Source organism: Streptomyces dioscori (assembly GCF_003024195.1).
Classification (GTDB): Bacteria; Actinomycetota; Actinomycetes; order Streptomycetales; family Streptomycetaceae; genus Streptomyces; species Streptomyces dioscori.
Map to the genome: position 1 here is coordinate 631,549 of NZ_KZ679039.1, position 17,509 is coordinate 649,057.

The following is a 17,509-nucleotide window of genomic DNA, read 5'->3' on the forward strand; positions in this document are numbered from 1 at the left end:
TGTCACAGTCGATGTCAGGGCCTAACGGCAGCAACGCGTTCACTTCGGGCCGTACTTGCGGCCCGTCTTCGAGCTGATGCCGCTGAGCAGGCCTCTCGGGGTCACCTTCGCCACGCCCATCAGGGCCTTGTAGCGCGGGTCCGGGATCGACAGGGACTTGTCGCGGGCCAGGTCCGCCAGCGCGGCCGTGACCACCTTGTCGGCGTCCAGCCACATCCAGTTGGGGATGTTGTCCGTGCCCATCCCGGCCCGCTCGTGGAACTCGGTCCGCACGAAGCCGGGGCACAGCGCCATCAGCCGGACGCCGCTGCCCGCCAGATCCTTCGCCACTCCTTGCGTGAACTGCACGACCCACGCCTTCGACGCCCCGTACGTGCCGCGCGGCAGGAACGCGGCCGTCGACGCCACGTTGACGACCCCGCCGCGCCCGCGCTCCCGCATGGCCTCGGCCGCCGCCGAGGTGAGCCGGAGCACCGCCTCGCAGTGCACCTTGAGCATCTTCAGCTCGTCCGCCATCGGTACGTCCAGATAGAGGCCCTTGTTGCCGAAGCCCGCGTTGTTGACGAGCAGGTCGACCGCGTGTTTGCGGTCCGAGACGCGGGCGGCCACCGCTTCGATGCCCTCGTCCGTCGCCAGGTCCGCCGCCAGCACCTCCGCCTCGATGCCGTGCCGGTCGTGCAGTTCCGTCGCCTGCTCGCCGAGCCGCTTGGTGTCACGCGCGACCAGCACGAGGTTGTGCCCGTCGGCGGCCAGCCGCCGTGCGAAGGCGGCACCGATGCCCGCTGTCGATCCCGTAATCAAAGCCGTTGTCATGGCCCAAGGTTAGTGACCGCCGTACTTCTCGACGTACCTCAGCGCCGTCTCCCGTGTCTCCGGGTGCAGGGCGTCGCCCGCCGCCAGCACCCGCGGCAGCAGCGTCCGTTCGAGCGTGACCGCGCGGAACTGCAGGGCGGCGGTGACCTCGTGGTCCGGCCGGTGCACGATCTCGATCGGATCGCCCGCCCGTATCTCCCCGGGTTCGATCACCCGCAGGTACGCGCCCGTCGCCCCCTTCTGTGTGAACCGCCTGACCCAGCCCTTCTCGCCCAGGTGGCCCTGGAAGGTGAGGCAGGGGATCCGGCCGGACGTCACTTCGAGCACGAGCTCGGAGCCGATGCGCCAGCGCTCCCCGATCTTCGCCCCGGACACGTCGATGCCCTCGGTCGTGAGGTTCTCCCCGAACATCCCGCTGGACAGGGGGCGCCCCAGCTCGCGTTCCCAGTCGTCCAGGTCCTCGCGCGCGAAGGCGTACACCGCCTGGTCGTCGCCGCCGTGGTGTCGCCGCTCGCACACCGCGTCCCCGGCGAGACCGCTCCCGCCGACGCCCTTGGGACCGGGCGCGGCGACCCGGACCGGCCCGTCCGCCGGCCGCTTGTGGATCCCGGTCACGCCCTCGGCCTGGTCCGTGTAGTCGACGGCCTCGGGCCGCCCCAGATTCAGAGACAGAAGCTTCATGGAGGCACGCTAGGCGATCCGGGCCAAAAGCGTCGACGCGATATTCGTCGTCTTATCCAAGATTCGCTTATGCTCGAAGGGTGATCGAGGCCCGACATCTGCGCGTCCTGCGTGCCGTCTCCGCCACCGGCTCCTTCTCGGCGGCGGGGCGCGAACTGGGCTGCACCCAGCCCGCCGTCAGCCAGCAGATGAAGGCACTCGAAGCATCCGTCGGTACACCGCTGCTCATCCGCACCGGCCGTGAGATGCGGCTGACGCAGGCCGGTGAGGCTCTCACCCGGCACGCGGCGGGCATCATCGCCGGGCTGACCGCCGCCGAGGAGGAGGTCGCCGCGATCGCGGGGCTGCGCGCGGGCCGGGTGCGCCTGGTGTCGTTCCCCAGCGGGAGCTCCACGCTCGTACCGACCGCGCTCGCCGCCCTGCGCGCCGCCCACCCCGGCACCCGGGTCTCCCTGGAGGAGGCCGAACCGCCGCGCTCCGTGGAGATGCTGCGCGAGGGCGACTGCGACGTGACCCTCGCCTTCCGGTACGAGGGCGCGGCCACCGCGGCGGGTTCGGCGGGCGCGGAGGAGTGGGACGACCTGGTGGTCCGGCCGCTGCTCACGGACCGGCTCGTCGGTCTTGTCCCCGAGGGGCACCGGCTGGCCCGGGCGGGCACGGTCGCCATCGGCGACCTCGCCGACGAGCCGTGGATCGCCGGCTGCCCGCGCTGCCGGGCCCAGCTGGTCGAGGTCTGCGAGAGCGCGGGCTTCACCCCGCGCATCGACTTCGCGACCGACGACTATCCGGCGGTGGTCGGTCTGGTCGGGGCGGGGCTCGGGGTCGCGGTCCTGCCCGAACTGGCCATCGAATCCGTACGCCCCAAAGGTGCACGCACAGTGACGGTGGAGCCCGCGCTGCGACGGGAGATCGTCGCGCTCACACTGCCGGATCTGGCCCAGGTGCCCGCCGTGGCGGCCACGCTGGACCAGTTGGCCAGAGCCGCGGCTCGCTGAACCCGGTTCTACGGGGTTCGGTTCCGCGGGATCCTGGTCCTAGAGGGCGCGGGGTATGCCTTGGGGGACATGAAGAAGGGGCACACGCGCGCGTGTCGGTCCGGAGAAACGTTCCTTCAGTGGTGTGACGGGTCGCCCCCGCTCGACGCCGAGACCAGGCGGTTGCGCGCCCGTCCCATGAGTTCCTCGCGCTCGTCCTCGGTCAGGCCGCCCCACACGCCGTACGGCTCGCGCACCGCCAGCGCGTGCGCAGCGCACTCCGCTCGCACCGGGCACCGCATGCAGACCTCTTTGGCCGAGTTCTCACGAGCGCTCCGTGCCGCACCGCGCTCGCCCTCCGGGTGAAAGAAGAGCGAGCTGTCGACCCCGCGGCACGCCGCGAGGAGCTGCCAGTCCCACAGATCCGCGTTCGGTCCGGGAAGGCGGGAGAAATCTGCCATTGCTTTGTCCCCTTGTAGCCGTTTTGGTCGGTTACGTGCCCATCACCGTACATCTACGATCTAAGGAGATGAAAATATGACTCATTGCGAATCTAGCCCTGGACACCAATAAATGGAACGAAAAGGGTCTGAATGGGGCATAGCTTGTGATGAAACCTTGAGGGTCTGCCGCACGTGTCTGCACCGTGTCCGCGCCCTCACGTAGAGTGCCGAACGTGGCTCACCGCCCCGTAACTCTTTCGAGTGACCGTCGTTGAGTGTGCGAGGCGGTTGAAGGAACAAACGCTCGGGCAAGCGTCCGAGTCGGTCGACCGCACAGGTGACGATTTCGTACCAGCCTGGAGGCCCAAGGTGACGCGCATCAGCTGCGGAGGACGGCCATGACATCCGTCCTCGTCTGCGACGACTCCCCGCTTGCCCGAGAGGCGCTCCGCCGTGCGGTGGCGACCGTGCCCGGCGTAGAGCGCGTGACCACGGCGGCCAACGGCGAGGAAGTCCTCCGCCGCTGGGGTGCCGACCGTTCGGACCTGATTCTGATGGACGTACGCATGCCCGGTCTGGGCGGCGTGGAGACGGTCCGGCGGCTGCTGTCCGCCGACCCCGGTGCACGCATCATCATGCTCACCGTGGCCGAGGACCTGGACGGTGTCGCCCTCGCGGTCGCCGCCGGCGCCCGCGGCTATCTCCACAAGGACGCCTCCCGCGCGGAACTGCGGGCGACCGTCACCCAGGCCCTCGCCGACCCGACCTGGCGGCTCGCGCCGCGCAGACTGCGGTCGGCAGAGATGGGTGCGGCGCCGACACTCACCGCGCGCGAGATCCAGGTCCTGGAGGGCATGAGCCACGGCCGGTCGAACGCGGAGATCGGCCGTGAGCTGTTCCTCTCCGAGGACACGGTCAAGACGCACGCACGCCGGCTCTTCAAGAAGCTCGGCGCCTCGGACCGCGCGCACGCGGTGGCGCTCGGATTCCGATGGGGCCTGGTCCGCTAGGTCCTGTCTCCCCGATCTTCGCGGGCGCACGACGCCACAGCGACATCAGCCGCTCCGCGGCGGGCGGCACCTCGCCGCACGGCCGCATCACCCAAGTACGTCCAGTACGAGGGCGATGCGGCCGCACGCCGATGCACCGCACCGGACGTCGCGCGCTGATCCGCGAAGATCGGGGAGACAGGACCTGGGTGGACCGCCGCGGGGGTCCGGGTTTCCCCGCCTGCCGAAAGGCCGGCGGGACCGGGCCCGACAGGGGATGGAACGGGGCCGTTCGGGTACCCGATCCCCGTTTCCCGGCGGATGCCGCATCCTTGAGGTGTGGAGTTCCTCGGGAACAAGTCGGTCGAGCGGGAGGGGAGGGCGCAGGAGATGAGTTCCGGCGCACCTGCTCATAACGCTTCGGTGCACAACTACGGACGCGGTGCCACGGAACGAACGACGCCAAGGCACCATGGACCGATGCGTGACGACGAGGCGGCTAATGCCCATGGGGCGATTGGTGCGCTCGTCCACCGCGCGGTCGAGGGCGACGAGCAGGCCACACACGACCTCCTCGCCCATGTCCACCCGCTCGCCATCCGCTACTGCCGTACGCGGCTGTCCCGGCTTCCGGGAGACGCGCGGCACTTCGTGGAGGACCTGGCGCAGGAGGTCTGCGTGGCGGTGCTGCTCGCACTGCCGCGCTACAAGGACACCGGGCGCCCCTTCGAGGCCTTCGTCTTCGCCATCGCAGGTCACAAGGTGGCCGACCTGCAGCGGGCCGCGATGCGGCACCCCGGTTCGACGGCCGTGCCGTCGGACGAGATGCCCGAGCGGCCGGACGACTCGCTCGGCCCCGAGGAGCGCGCCCTGCTCAGCAGCGACGCCGAGTGGGCGAAGAAGCTCATGGCCAACCTCCCCGAGAACCAGCGGGAACTGCTGCTGCTGCGCATCGCGGTGGGCCTCACGGCCGAGGAGACCGGACAGATGTTGGGAATGTCACCCGGCGCGGTCCGGGTCGCCCAGCACCGGGCGCTCAGTCGCCTGCGGGCCCTGGCGGAGCAGTAGGCGGTCTCCCCTCGGGGGTCGCCGCTTCACGGGGGACTGCGGGACCGCGTTCACGGCGATTCCGTACCGCGCCGGGGGCGTGCGGCTCATGGCGGGGCGGGTTCTTTCGCCGGTACGCGGCGGTACTCGTCGGTGCGCACTCATCGGTACGCATCCAGATGGGGCGGCGCACTGAACAGGGCGGCCGCCCGGCCCGTACGAACCCACGAGCCCCAGAGGCGCTCCTAGCCGTGGAATGAGAGAGCCATGCTTCCCGTTAGCATGGACATCCGCACCGATCAAGGCCATTTGGGGAAGGTGTCATGACTGCAAACGTCGACGGAGTGCCCGAGAAATTCGCGACGCTCGGGCTGACCTACGACGACGTGCTGCTGCTGCCGGGCGCGTCGGAAGTGCTGCCCAACGCGGTCGACACCTCGTCCCGCATCTCCCGCAACGTACGCGTGAACATCCCGCTGCTCTCCGCGGCCATGGACAAGGTCACCGAGTCCCGGATGGCGATCGCCATGGCCCGCCAGGGCGGCGTCGGCGTGCTGCACCGCAACCTCTCCATCGAGGACCAGGTCAACCAGGTCGACCTCGTGAAGCGCTCCGAGTCCGGCATGGTCACCGACCCGATCACGGTGCACCCGGACGCGACGCTGGGCGAGGCCGACGCGCTGTGCGCCAAGTTCCGCATCAGCGGCGTCCCCGTGACCGACGGCAACGGCAAGCTGCTCGGCATCGTCACCAACCGCGACATGGCCTTCGAGACCGACCGCTCCCGTCAGGTGCGCGAGGTCATGACCCCGATGCCGCTCGTCACCGGCAAGGTCGGCATCTCCGGCACCGACGCCATGGAGCTGCTACGCCGCCACAAGATCGAGAAGCTGCCGCTGGTCGACGACGCGGGCATCCTCAAGGGCCTCATCACGGTCAAGGACTTCGTGAAGGCCGAGAAGTACCCGAACGCCGCGAAGGACGCCGAAGGCCGCCTCCTCGTGGGCGCCGCCGTGGGCGCGAGCCCCGAGGCCCTTGAGCGGGCCCAGGCGCTCGCCGAGGCCGGGGTGGACTTCCTGATCGTCGACACCTCGCACGGGCACAACAGCAACGCCCTCAACTGGATGGCGAAGATCAAGTCGAGCGTCGGCGTCGATGTGATCGGCGGCAACGTGGCCACCCGCGACGGCGCCCAGGCGCTCATCGACGCCGGTGTCGACGGCGTCAAGGTGGGCGTGGGCCCCGGCTCCATCTGTACGACCCGCGTCGTCGCCGGTATCGGCGTACCGCAGGTCACCGCCATCTACGAGGCCGCCCTCGCGGCCCGCTCCGCCGGTGTCCCGGTGATCGGGGACGGCGGACTGCAGTACTCCGGAGACATCGGCAAGGCGCTCGCCGCCGGCGCCGACACGGTGATGCTCGGCAGCCTTCTCGCCGGCTGCGAGGAGTCGCCCGGCGAGCTGCAGTTCATCAACGGCAAGCAGTTCAAGTCGTACCGCGGCATGGGCTCGCTCGGTGCCATGCAGTCCCGCGGCCAGGGCAGGTCGTACTCGAAGGACCGCTACTTCCAGGCCGAGGTCGCCTCCGACGACAAGCTCGTCCCCGAAGGCATCGAGGGCCAGGTGCCCTACCGCGGCCCGCTCGCCAACGTGCTGCACCAGCTCGTCGGCGGTCTGCGCCAGACCATGGGCTATGTGGGCGCCGCCTCCATCGACGAGATGGAGACCAAGGGCCGCTTCGTACGGATCACGTCGGCGGGCCTCAAGGAGAGCCACCCGCACGACATCCAGATGACGGTCGAGGCACCGAACTACAGCCGCGGCCAGTAGCGGCGACACGGTCGGGGGCGGTCTCGGGGACTCCGGGACCGCCCCCGCCGTGCGTGTCGGGGATACTGGAACGCGCAGAACCGAAGAGGGAAAGGCCACACACGTGACTGAGATCGAGATCGGGCGCGGCAAGCGCGGCCGCCGGGCGTACGCCTTCGACGACATCGCCGTCGTCCCGAGCCGCCGTACGCGCGACCCGAAGGAGGTCTCGATCGCCTGGCAGATCGACGCCTACCGCTTCGAGCTGCCGTTCCTGGCGGCTCCCATGGACTCGGTGGTCTCCCCGGCGACCGCCATCCGCATCGGGGAGCTGGGCGGCCTGGGCGTCCTCAACCTCGAAGGCCTGTGGACGCGGCACGAGGACCCGCAGTCGCTCCTCGACGAGATCGTGGAGCTGGACGCGGAGACCGCGACCCGCCGCCTCCAGGAGATCTACGCGGCTCCCATCAAGGAGGAGCTGATCGGGCTGCGCATCAAGGAGGTGCGCGACTCGGGCGTGGTCACCGCCGCCGCGCTCTCGCCGCAGCGCACCGCGCAGTTCTCCAAGGCCGTCGTGGACGCGGGCGTCGACATCTTCGTCATCCGCGGTACGACGGTCTCGGCGGAGCACGTCTCCGGCGCCTCCGAGCCGCTGAACCTGAAGCAGTTCATCTACGAGCTGGACGTCCCGGTCATCGTCGGCGGCTGCGCCACGTACACGGCGGCGCTGCACCTGATGCGTACCGGCGCGGCCGGTGTCCTGGTGGGCTTCGGCGGCGGCGCCGCGCACACCACGCGCAACGTGCTCGGCATCCAGGTCCCGATGGCCACCGCCGTCGCGGATGTGGCCGCCGCCCGCCGCGACTACATGGACGAGTCCGGCGGCCGGTACGTGCACGTGATCGCGGACGGCGGGGTCGGCTGGTCCGGCGACCTGCCCAAGGCGATCGCCTGCGGCGCCGACTCGGTGATGATGGGCTCCCCGCTCGCCCGCGCGACGGACGCGCCCGGCCGCGGCCACCACTGGGGCATGGAGGCCGTCAACGAGGAACTGCCGCGCGGCAAGAAGGTCGACCTCGGCACCGTCGGCACGATCGAGGAAGTCCTGCTGGGCCCCTCGCACACCCCCGACGGCTCCATGAACTTCTTCGGCGCCCTGCGCCGCGCGATGGCCACGACCGGCTACAGCGAACTGAAGGAGTTCCAGCGCGTCGAGGTCACGGTGGCGGACTCGCAGCACAAGCGCTGACGCGACGCCGCGCTCGGCCTGAGCCGACGAACGACGAGGGGCCCGGTCACTCACAAGGGTGAGTGACCGGGCCCTTTCGCGTGCCCGCGCATCCGAACGGCCCTGGTGGGGCGCGTTTCGCGTTCAGGGGGCGCACGGTTGCCTTTGCGCCGAATGGGCGGGAAACGGCCGTGTCGAGGCGATAGCGTCCGTGTTCGGCGCTCCAGTTGTGTGGGCGCCCCCTTCCAAGGACATCGTTCCGGACCCCGGCCCTCGGGGCCCGGCCCGAGTTCCAGCCGAGCCGCCTACCGGGTCTCTGGGTGGCGTCGTGGAAGGGGGCCGCCCATGGGCCGCCACCGCAAGCCCACCCGCTGGGACCGGATCCGTCTGCGGACGGTGAAGTGCCGGAGGAGGTGGATTCTGCGGATTTTCGGATGGTGAGCGGCCGCCCCCACAACAACTAGGGGCGGACACTCCGTAACCCATCTAGGAGCCTGCCGCAGTGACCCCTGCGGTGGGCTCCACCTTTTTTGCACGGTACCGGATACGGCCGACGAACGGCACGGCACCGCGGGAGGTGGATCCTGTGGATTCCAGGATGGTGAGCGGCCGTCCCCACATCAACTAGGGGCGGACACTCCGTAACCCATCTAGGAGCCTGCCGCAGACCCCCTGCGGTGGGCTCCACCTGTTTCTGTACGGTACCGGCGGTGGGTGTCGTTCGCCACCAGCGGCCGGGGCTTCGGAGGTGTCCCGCGCCCCCTTTCACAACCTGTGCGCCGCCCCCGTAGGAGTCGCTCCCCGGGTGTCCAGGAGGAGCTGAGCCTTCACCGAGAGGCCTTGCAGGTCGTAGGTGCGGTGTTGCTGGAGCAGGATCGTCAGGTCGGCGTCGGCTGCCGCCTCGTACAGGGAGTCCACCCGGGGGACCGGGCGGTCGAGGATGGACCAGGACGGGACGTGCGGGTCGTGGTAGCTGACGGCGGCGCCCAGTTCCATCAGGCGGGTCGCGATCTCCTGGGCGGGTGAGCCCTGCTGGTCGGCGTGGTCGGCCTTGTAGGTGACGCCGAGGAGCAGCACGCGCGCGCCGCGGGCCGACTTGCCGTGTTCGTTGAGGAGCGTGGCCGCGCGCTGGATGACGTACCGGGGCATGTGGTCGTTGACCTGTTGGGCCAGTTCGACCATGCGCAGGGAGCGGGTCCGCGGGCCCGCGAGGTCGCGGGGGACGGCGTGGCCGCCCACTCCGGGGCCGGGGCGGAAGGCCTGGAAGCCGAACGGCTTGGTCTCGGCGCAGCGGATGACGTCCCACAGGTCGACGCCGAGGTCGTGGCAGAGGACGGCCATCTCGTTGACCAGGGCGATGTTGACGTGCCGGTAGTTGGTCTCCAGGAGCTGCACGGTCTCCGCCTCGCGGGGGCCACGCGCGCGTACGACCTTGTCGGTGAGCCGGCCGTAGAACGCGGCGGCCGACTCCGTGCAGGCCGGGGTGAGCCCGCCGATGACCTTCGGGGTGTTGGCGGGGCCGTGGTCGCGGTTGCCGGGGTCCACCCGACTGGGTGAGTACGCGAGGTGGAAGTCGCGGCCCGCCCGGAGCCCCGAGCCCTCCTCCAGGAGCGGCCGGAGGAATTCCTCGGTCGTCCCCGGGTACACGGGGGACTCCAGGATCACCGTGGTGTGCGGGCGCAGATGCGCGGCCAGGGTGCGGGCGGCGGAGGCCACCTGTCCCAGGTCGAGTGTCCCGTCCGCGCCGCGCGGGGTCGGAGCGCAGATGACGGCGGTGCGTACGCGGCCCAGCTCGGCCGGGTCCGTGGCCCGCCGGAATCCCGTGGACAGCATCCGGCGCAGGTCGGCCGCGGCCAGCGGCGCCGGGTCGCCGCACTCGTAGCCGAGGGTGGGGATACCGGTGGTGGCGGCGGCCCGGGCCAGGGGCAGGCCGAGCTGGCCGAGGCCGATGACGGCGAGGTCTGCGGGCATGGCGGTGGGCCGTCCTTCCCTGTAGCCGGAGTGGCAGTAGCCGGAGTGGGGTGAGGGCGCAAGCCCTGTGGACAGAACGGGCGAGCGCAATGTCAGACTAGGAGTAAATATGACCGATTTGCGGGATTGTTCGGTTGTGTTTCTCCGGAAGTCGCCGGGCCGGGCACCGAGAGTTGTCCACAGGCGGACCGCCGGTGGTGGCCGATGGCGGGCATCACGGTCAGAATTTGGGCATGGGGGATGTGAGCAGGGCCTCGCCGTACGGGTGAGCCCGGCGCGACAGACAGCTGGAGGCAACTGTGCGGACAGCGACACTGGGACCGGCGGAGCGCGCCGGGTCACTCGCGGCGATGGCCGAGCACGAACTGGACGTGCTCGTCGTAGGAGCGGGCGTGGTGGGCGCGGGCACCGCGTTGGACGCCGTGACCCGCGGCCTGTCCACCGGACTGGTCGAGGCGCGTGACTGGGCGTCGGGCACGTCGAGCCGGTCGAGCAAGCTGATCCACGGCGGCCTGCGCTATCTGGAGATGCTCGACTTCGCGCTCGTACGGGAGGCGCTGAAGGAGCGCGGGTTGCTCCTTGAGCGGCTCGCACCGCATCTCGTGAAGCCCGTGCCGTTCCTGTACCCCTTGCAGCACAAGGGCTGGGAGCGGCTGTACGCCGGATCGGGCGTCGCGCTCTACGACGCGATGTCGATGGCGCGCGGCCACGGCCGCGGACTGCCCGTGCACCGGCACCTCTCACGGCGGCACGCGCTGCGCGTGGCCCCCGCGCTGAAGAAGGACGCCCTGGTCGGGGCGCTGCAGTACTACGACGCGCAGATGGACGACGCCCGCTATGTGGCGACCCTGGTGCGCACCTCGGCCGCGTACGGCGCGAAGGTCGCCAACCGCGCGCGGGTGACCGGCTTCCTGCGCGAGGGCGAGCGGGTCGTCGGTGCCAAGGTGCAGGACGTCGAGGGCGGCGGGGAGTACGAGATCCGCGCCAAGCAGGTCGTGAACGCCACCGGCGTGTGGACGGACGACACCCAGGCGATGGTCGGGGAGCGGGGCCAGTTCCACGTCCGGGCCTCCAAGGGCATCCATCTGGTCGTACCGAAGGACCGGATCACCTCGTCGAGCGGGCTGATCCTGCGCACCGAGAAGTCCGTGCTGTTCGTGATCCCCTGGGGCCGGCACTGGATCGTGGGCACCACGGACACCGAGTGGGACCTCGACAAGGCGCACCCGGCGGCGTCCAGCGCCGACATCGACTACGTGCTGGAGCACGTGAACGCGGTCCTGGCGGTCCCGCTGACCCGCGACGACGTACAGGGCGTGTACGCGGGACTGCGGCCGCTGCTCGCCGGCGAGTCGGAGGCCACGAGCAAGCTGTCGCGCGAGCACACCGTGGCGCATCCGGCGCCCGGGCTCGTGGTCGTGGCGGGCGGCAAGTACACGACGTACCGCGTGATGGCCAAGGACGCCGTGGACGAGGCGGTGCACGGCCTCGACCAGCGGGTCGCCGAGTGCGTCACCGAGGACATCCCCCTGGTCGGCGCCGAGGGCTACCGGGCCCTGTGGAACGCGCGAGCGCGGATCGCCGCCAGGACCGGCCTGCACGTGGTGCGCGTGGAGCACCTGCTGAACCGGTACGGATCACTCGCCGAGGAGGTCCTCGACCTCATCGCCGCCGACCAGACACTGGGCGATCCGCTGCCGGCGGCCGACGACTACCTGCGCGCCGAGATCGTCTACGCCGCCTCGCACGAGGGGGCGCGGCATCTGGACGACGTGCTGACGCGGCGCACGCGCATCTCGATCGAGACCTTCGACCGGGGCACCCGCAGCGCCCGGGAGGCCGCCGAGCTGATGGCGCCGGTGCTCGGCTGGGACAAGGACCAGATCGAGCGAGAGATCGAGCACTACCAGAAGCGCGTCGAGGCGGAACGGGAGTCGCAGCGCCAGCCGGACGACCTGACGGCCGACGCGGCGCGGCTGGGAGCGCCGGACATCGTGCCGCTGTAGGGGCCCCGCCCGGCCAACTCGGCAGCGGGCAGCGGCCGGTGTCCGCCGGTGCCTGCCGCCGAAAGCAGCCTGGTGGACGGCCTGTTGCGCCAATACGTCCGCGGCCGGGCCTTTCGTGGTGGCTTTCACGTGAGTGAAGTGGGTACCCGCTACGGAGCTGTTGAAGAAGGCACGACCCCCGGCGGTGGCAGCGAGATCCTTCCTTGTCGCAGCTCATGACGGGGGAGGAGCCGGGCCGAGGGGCAGGAGGGGAACGGATGGGGGGCGGTTCGGGGAAGCATTGCTTCCAGGAGGGGCACCCGGGGCATCGGACGGTCCCCGGGTGGGTGACAATGGAGGCTCTGTCAGGGCGGGTTGCATGAGGGGACGCATGTCGGAGGCGGAGCAGTCGGGAGCATCCCGTCAGGACGATGGTGGACGTCTCCTCGCCGGGCGGTACCGGCTGGGAGGAGTCCTCGGCCGTGGCGGCATGGGCACCGTGTGGCGGGCGGAGGACGAGACGCTGGGCCGCACGGTCGCCGTGAAGGAACTGCGGCTGCCGCCGCGTATCGACGAGGACGAGAAGCGCCGGCTGATCACCCGGACCTTCCGCGAGGCCAAGGCGATCGCACGGATCCGGAACAACAGCGCGGTGACCGTCTACGACGTGGTCGACGAGGACGACCGGCCGTGGATCGTGATGGAACTGGTCGAGGGCAAGTCCCTCGCCGAGGTGATCCGTGAGGACGGTCTGCTCACGTCCAGGCGCGCGGCCGAGGTGGGCCTCGCGATCCTCGACGTGCTGCGCTCGGCGCACCGCGAGGGCATCCTGCACCGCGACGTGAAGCCGTCGAACGTGCTCATCGGCAAGGACGGCCGGGTCGTCCTCACGGACTTCGGGATCGCCCAGGTCGAGGGCGACCCGTCCATCACCTCGACCGGCATGCTGGTCGGCGCGCCCTCGTACATCTCGCCGGAGCGGGCGCGCGGACACAAGCCGGGCCCCGCGGCCGATCTGTGGTCGCTGGGCGGCCTGTTGTACGCGGCGGTGGAGGGTGTGCCGCCGTACGACAAGGGATCCGCCATCGCGACGCTCACCGCGGTGATGACGGAACCGGTGGAGCAGCCGAAGAACGCGGGCCCGCTGGAGAACGTCATCTACGGCCTTCTCGTCAAGGACCCCGAGCAGCGACTCGACGACGCCGGTGCGCGGGCGATGCTCACCGAGATCATCAACACGCCCGAGCGCAAGGACGAGCCGGAGCCGGTGGACGCGACGAAGGTCGTGCCGCTGCCGGACCTGCCCTCGGACAAGTCCTCCGGCCCTGCCAAGAAGGGGACTTCGGGCGGCAAGAAGAAGGCCGCCGCCGCGGCGGCCCTGGCTTCCGCGTCGGCCGCCGCGCCGGCATCCGCCGCCTCGCCTTCCGGACCGGGCGCTGCTTCCGGCGCGAAGTCCCAGGCCGCGGGCACCGGTGCAGCCGCTTCCGGCAAGAACCGGGACGCTGTCGCTTCAGGACTGAACTCCAGTGCGGTGGGCGGAAATCCAGGCGATTCCGGGCCCGCGTACTCCCGGGGTACGACGTCCAGGGCGCCGCTCACCGATGTGGTGCCCCGGCGGACACTGGTGATCATCGCCGTCGTCGTGGCGCTGGCCGTGCTCGGCACGATCCTCGCCGTCACGCTGGGTGGCGACGACGGCTCGGGCGCCAAGGAGAACAAGGGCGGCGACGACAAGTCGACGTCCAGTGGCGCGAACGCGGGAAGCGACACCAAACAGGACGAGAACAGCGGCACCGATTCGGACGACGACGGCAAGACGGACTCCTCCGGCGGGAGCGCGACGAAGGAGAGTTCGCCGAGCGCCAGCGCCTCCGGTGAGTCGAGCGGATCGGATGGGTCGGAAGAAGACTCCGACAGCGGTTCGGGCAGCGGGGTCGAGTCGACGCACAGGGACGGGCAGGGCTTCTCGATCGGCCTGCCCAAGGGCTGGAAATACCAGTCCACGGATGCGGCCGGCGCCCGGTTCGCCGGTCCCGACGGACAGAAGCTGCTGGTCGGCTGGACCACGACGCCCAAGGACGATCCGGTGGCGGACTGGAAGAACCAGGAGCGGTCCATGGGGCGGTCGCAGTATCAGCGGATCCGAATAGAGAAGGTGGACTACCGCGGCTGGAACACGGCCGACTGGGAATTCACCTACGTGGACGGCGGCACGAAATACCGGTCCATAGACCGTGGCTTCGTCGTCAATGACAGCCAGGGATATGCGCTCATGTACACCGCGAAGGACTCGAAATGGGACACCGGGCTTCGCAAGGACACGTGGCGCACGCTGACGACATCGTTCGAACCGAAGTCCTGAGGGTCACGGGTCAATTGAGATCTCCTATCTCCTCATGACGGGTTGCCTCCGGCACGTATCGTGAGTGGTTGCGGACCGTACGCAGCCACAACTGCAGCCACTACGGGACGCATGGCGAACGGATTTGACCAACCGGGCGGCCGGGGGAGGCATCGTGGAGGACTATGCGGGACGGGTGCTCGCCGACCGCTACCGCTTGCCGCTCCCGACGACCGACGAGTACGAGCCCGCCGAGTCGTCCCGCGCCTGGGACACCTACAGCGGACAGGAAGTCCTGGTCCGGCAGGTGCCGTTGCCCGAGGTCGTCGAGGCGGAGGTGCTCGACTCGGACGGGCTGCCCGACGGGTTCGTGGCGCGGGACGCCAGGACGCGGGACGGCGGGGTGCGGCGGTCGTCCGCTCGGACCACACGGCGGCCCACCGAGCCGGCCGTGCGACGGGCGATCGAGGCCGCCCAGGCCGCGGCGCAGATACCTGACCACCCCCGGCTCGACCAGGTCTTCGACGTGTTCGCCGAGGGCGGCTCGCTGTGGATAGTGAGCGAGCTGGTACCCGCGCGGGAGCTCGCGGCACTGCTCGCCGAGGGACCGCTGAGCCCGTACCGGGCCGCCGAGGTGGCCTCCGACGTGCTGACGGCCCTGCGGGTGCTGCACGCGCACGGCTGGGTGCACCGGAACATCACCGCGCGCACGGTGCTCGTCTGCGACGACGGCCGGGTGATGCTCACGGGCCTTGCCTCGGGGGCCGCGGAAGAGGCGCTGTGCGGGTACGACCCGGTGCCGGCCGCCGAGGGTGATGCCGGACCGGGCGGGTCGGCGGGGCGGGCGGGCCAGGCGGAACACGCAGGACGTGCAGGTCAGGCCGGTCCGACAGGTGCGGGCGGTTCGTCCGGGCACGCGTCCCGGCCCGGTGGCGCCGTCGGGCAGCTCGGCCAGTCCTCCGGCGCTCCGGGCCGCTCCGTCGGACAGGCGGTGCCCGGAGCGCGTGGTCCGGACGGCGGCCGCGGAGCGGTCGAGGCCGTGCGCGGGGGCGGCGGCACAGGCGCGCTGCCCGTCCCGCAAGCACATGCACAGGCACATACGCAGGGCCAGGCGCATATGCAGGGCCAGGGCCAGGGGCAGCAGAGCCAGGGTCAGAGCCAGGGCCGGACACAGTCGCAGGCGCATGCCTCGGACATGGCGCAGCGGGCGCTGGATGCCGGCGGAGACGTACGGGCCGCGCGGGCCGGGGCCATCGCTGCCTACCGCGCGGGTGCGCGAGCGGCGGCCCGCGTGCAGGAGGAGCAGCGGGACGGCGGGAACGCTGCGTTGCCCGCTCCGCGGTCGCTGCCCGCCGGGGGCGATACGGAGGCCGGTCAGGCCTCGGGGCCGATCTCGGGCCGGATAGCCGGGCAAGGGGTGGAGCACACGTCGCCGCCGGGGCAGATCGCAGACCCGTACGGGGTGGGCGGAGCGGGACTGCCGGGCGCGTGGCACGGTGCGGGGCCGCGCAGCGGGGCCCCCGCAGTCGGAGGCCCCGGGCAGGTCCGGCCTCCCGCGCTTCCCGACGGCCGCAGCGGCGGTCACGGCGGGATCGGTGGGAACGGCGGGACAGCAGGTGGGACCGGTGGGGCGACCGACGGCCGGGGGACTGAGGCCGTCGCGTACGGCGCCGGATACGCGCCGTCGGCCGACCACACCTCCGCGGCTCCCGGCGCGGGAGCGGGCGCGGGCGCAGAGCTCGGAACCGGCACTGGCACCGGCATGGGTACCGGCACCGGCATGGGTACCGGCACAGAGATCGGCACGGGTACAGGCGGGGCGTCCACGCAGTGGAATCAGCTCGCCGCCGCTGCCGCCACCCGGCGGGGCCCGGCGACCGCGCTGGCCGCGGAGCGGGCACGGCAGGCACGGATGGCCGTCGTGGGGCCCGTCACCGAGCGCTGGGCGCCCGAGCAGGCCGGACCCGTGCACGAGAACTGGCAGCTGGCCGCGCCGATCGGGCCCGCGACCGACCTGTGGGCGCTGGGCGCGCTGCTCTTCCGCGCCGTACAGGGTCACGCGCCCTACCCCGAGGAGAGCACCGCCGAGCTGGTGCAGCTGGTGTGCGCGGAGCCGCCCGCCTTCGCGGAGGAGTGCGGTCCGCTGCGGCCCGTCGTGGAGTCGCTGCTGCGCCAGGACCCCACCGAGCGCCTGGACTTCGAGGAACTGCGGGGCTGGCTGCGCTCGCTGGTGCGGTCGGCGCCCGAGCCGGAGGCGGGCACGTTCGTCATAGCGGCACCGCCGGTGGACCCCAGGCGTCTTCCCGTCGTACGCCGTCGGGGTGAGCTGGTCCGCAGGCGTCGCGCGGGGCTGCCGGCGACCACCCCCCACGGCCGCCACAAGCGGGGCAAGCAGGGCAAGGAGGCCAAGCCCCGCAGACTCGGCCGGACGTTGCTTCTGCTGATCCTGCTCCTCATGGCCGCGGCCGTCGCGTACGCCGTGGCGTTCATGCCGAAGAACGACTCCGGCGGTGAGCGCACGGGTTCCGCGGGCGATGTCGTCGCCCCCACTCCCGGTCACTCCGGGGACACCGGAGCGGGGTCGGACGGGAACGCGAGCTCCGATCCGCAGGGCGAGAAGTCGCCGGGCGACAAGGGCAGTCCGAGTCCGACGCGCTCGTCCAGTTCGACGGCCCAGACCACTGGCCCCGAGCTTCCGCAGGGCTTCACCCTGCGCAAGGACTCCGAGGGGTTCCGGGTCGCGGTCGCCAACGGCTGGGATCGGACGGGAAAGAACGGACGCGGCCAGGTCGTCTACTCGCAGGGCAAGTTCGAGCTGCTGGTCGTGCCCGGACGCGACACGACCGAGGAGTTCGGCAGCGATCCGATGTCCTACCAGCGGGAGGACGAGCGGGAGTTGCAGCCGTTCCGCGACTCGACCTGGGCCACGTCCAGCGGGATGCGGCGGATCGACGTGGGCGGACGGGCCATGGCCGAGGGGCAGTTCACCTGGCAGGACTCCACGGGGAGCGAGGTCTACGTACGGAACCTCGTGATCATCGCCGGCGGGAAGTACCACGTGCTGCAGCTGCGCGGTCCGGAGGCCGAGCGGGACGAGGTGACGCGGCTCTACGAGCAGGCGTCGTCGACGTACCAGATCGCTGATTGATGCCGTACGGGGTTCACCGGGGCATCGGTTGATGCCGTGCGGGGTCACCGGGTCACCGGATGTTGTCGTGCGGGGTCACCG

At 71.1% G+C, this 17,509-nt stretch carries 12 protein-coding genes; 8 read left to right on the forward strand and 4 right to left on the reverse strand.

The window, feature by feature from the left end:
* Positions 1-39 precede the first annotated feature (39 nt).
* Positions 40-813: an SDR family NAD(P)-dependent oxidoreductase gene (locus tag C6Y14_RS07435; RefSeq protein ID WP_107015683.1), complete on the reverse strand. Its 774-nt coding sequence runs from the start codon at positions 811-813 to the stop codon at positions 40-42.
* A 9-nt stretch (positions 814-822) separates the two neighbouring features.
* A complete protein-coding gene (locus C6Y14_RS07440) occupies positions 823-1,494 on the reverse strand; it encodes an MOSC domain-containing protein (protein ID WP_107015684.1) in 672 nt (223 codons plus the stop codon).
* An 80-nt stretch (positions 1,495-1,574) separates the two neighbouring features.
* Here C6Y14_RS07440 and C6Y14_RS07445 point away from each other — a divergent pair, with 80 nt between their 5' ends.
* Positions 1,575-2,489, forward strand: coding sequence for a LysR family transcriptional regulator (locus C6Y14_RS07445; RefSeq protein WP_107015685.1), 915 nt, complete (start codon positions 1,575-1,577; stop codon positions 2,487-2,489).
* A gap of 116 nt (positions 2,490-2,605) precedes the next feature.
* Here C6Y14_RS07445 and C6Y14_RS07450 read toward each other — a convergent pair whose 3' ends face one another.
* Entirely contained in the window at positions 2,606-2,929 is a 324-nt protein-coding gene (locus C6Y14_RS07450) for a WhiB family transcriptional regulator (protein ID WP_107015686.1), read from the reverse strand.
* A 380-nt stretch (positions 2,930-3,309) separates the two neighbouring features.
* Here C6Y14_RS07450 and C6Y14_RS07455 point away from each other — a divergent pair, with 380 nt between their 5' ends.
* The 4 genes from C6Y14_RS07455 to C6Y14_RS07470 all read left to right on the forward strand — a co-directional run bounded on the left by C6Y14_RS07455 (position 3,310) and on the right by C6Y14_RS07470 (position 8,004).
* Positions 3,310-3,921 (forward strand): response regulator transcription factor, encoded by a 612-nt coding sequence (locus C6Y14_RS07455; RefSeq protein ID WP_003948568.1) that lies wholly within the window; start codon positions 3,310-3,312, stop codon positions 3,919-3,921.
* A 459-nt stretch (positions 3,922-4,380) separates the two neighbouring features.
* The gene (locus tag C6Y14_RS07460; protein ID WP_107015687.1) at positions 4,381-4,968 is read left to right on the forward strand and encodes a sigma-70 family RNA polymerase sigma factor; all 588 of its coding nucleotides are present in this window, start codon (positions 4,381-4,383) and stop codon (positions 4,966-4,968) included.
* A 302-nt stretch (positions 4,969-5,270) separates the two neighbouring features.
* On the forward strand, positions 5,271-6,776 hold the full coding sequence (gene guaB / locus C6Y14_RS07465; RefSeq protein ID WP_107015688.1) for an IMP dehydrogenase: 1,506 nt from the start codon (positions 5,271-5,273) through the stop codon (positions 6,774-6,776).
* 103 nt (positions 6,777-6,879) lie between these two features.
* Positions 6,880-8,004 carry a GuaB3 family IMP dehydrogenase-related protein gene (locus C6Y14_RS07470; RefSeq protein WP_107015689.1) on the forward strand — a complete coding sequence of 375 codons (1,125 nt, stop codon included), beginning with the start codon at positions 6,880-6,882 and terminating at the stop codon, positions 8,002-8,004.
* A gap of 744 nt (positions 8,005-8,748) precedes the next feature.
* Here C6Y14_RS07470 and C6Y14_RS07475 read toward each other — a convergent pair.
* Positions 8,749-9,954, reverse strand: a complete 1,206-nt coding sequence (locus C6Y14_RS07475; RefSeq protein ID WP_107015690.1) for a nucleotide sugar dehydrogenase — start codon at positions 9,952-9,954, stop codon at positions 8,749-8,751.
* A gap of 299 nt (positions 9,955-10,253) precedes the next feature.
* Between C6Y14_RS07475 and C6Y14_RS07480 the strand changes: the two genes are divergently transcribed.
* From C6Y14_RS07480 to C6Y14_RS07490, 3 genes are all read left to right on the forward strand, one after another.
* Positions 10,254-11,960, forward strand: a complete 1,707-nt coding sequence (locus tag C6Y14_RS07480; RefSeq protein ID WP_107015691.1) for a glycerol-3-phosphate dehydrogenase/oxidase — start codon at positions 10,254-10,256, stop codon at positions 11,958-11,960.
* Positions 11,961-12,330: 370 nt separating this feature from the next.
* On the forward strand, positions 12,331-14,301 hold the full coding sequence (locus tag C6Y14_RS07485) for a serine/threonine-protein kinase (protein WP_107015692.1): 1,971 nt from the start codon (positions 12,331-12,333) through the stop codon (positions 14,299-14,301).
* A gap of 154 nt (positions 14,302-14,455) precedes the next feature.
* Positions 14,456-17,428 carry a protein kinase domain-containing protein gene (locus tag C6Y14_RS07490; protein ID WP_107015851.1) on the forward strand — a complete coding sequence of 991 codons (2,973 nt, stop codon included), beginning with the start codon at positions 14,456-14,458 and terminating at the stop codon, positions 17,426-17,428.
* Positions 17,429-17,509 lie beyond the last annotated feature (81 nt).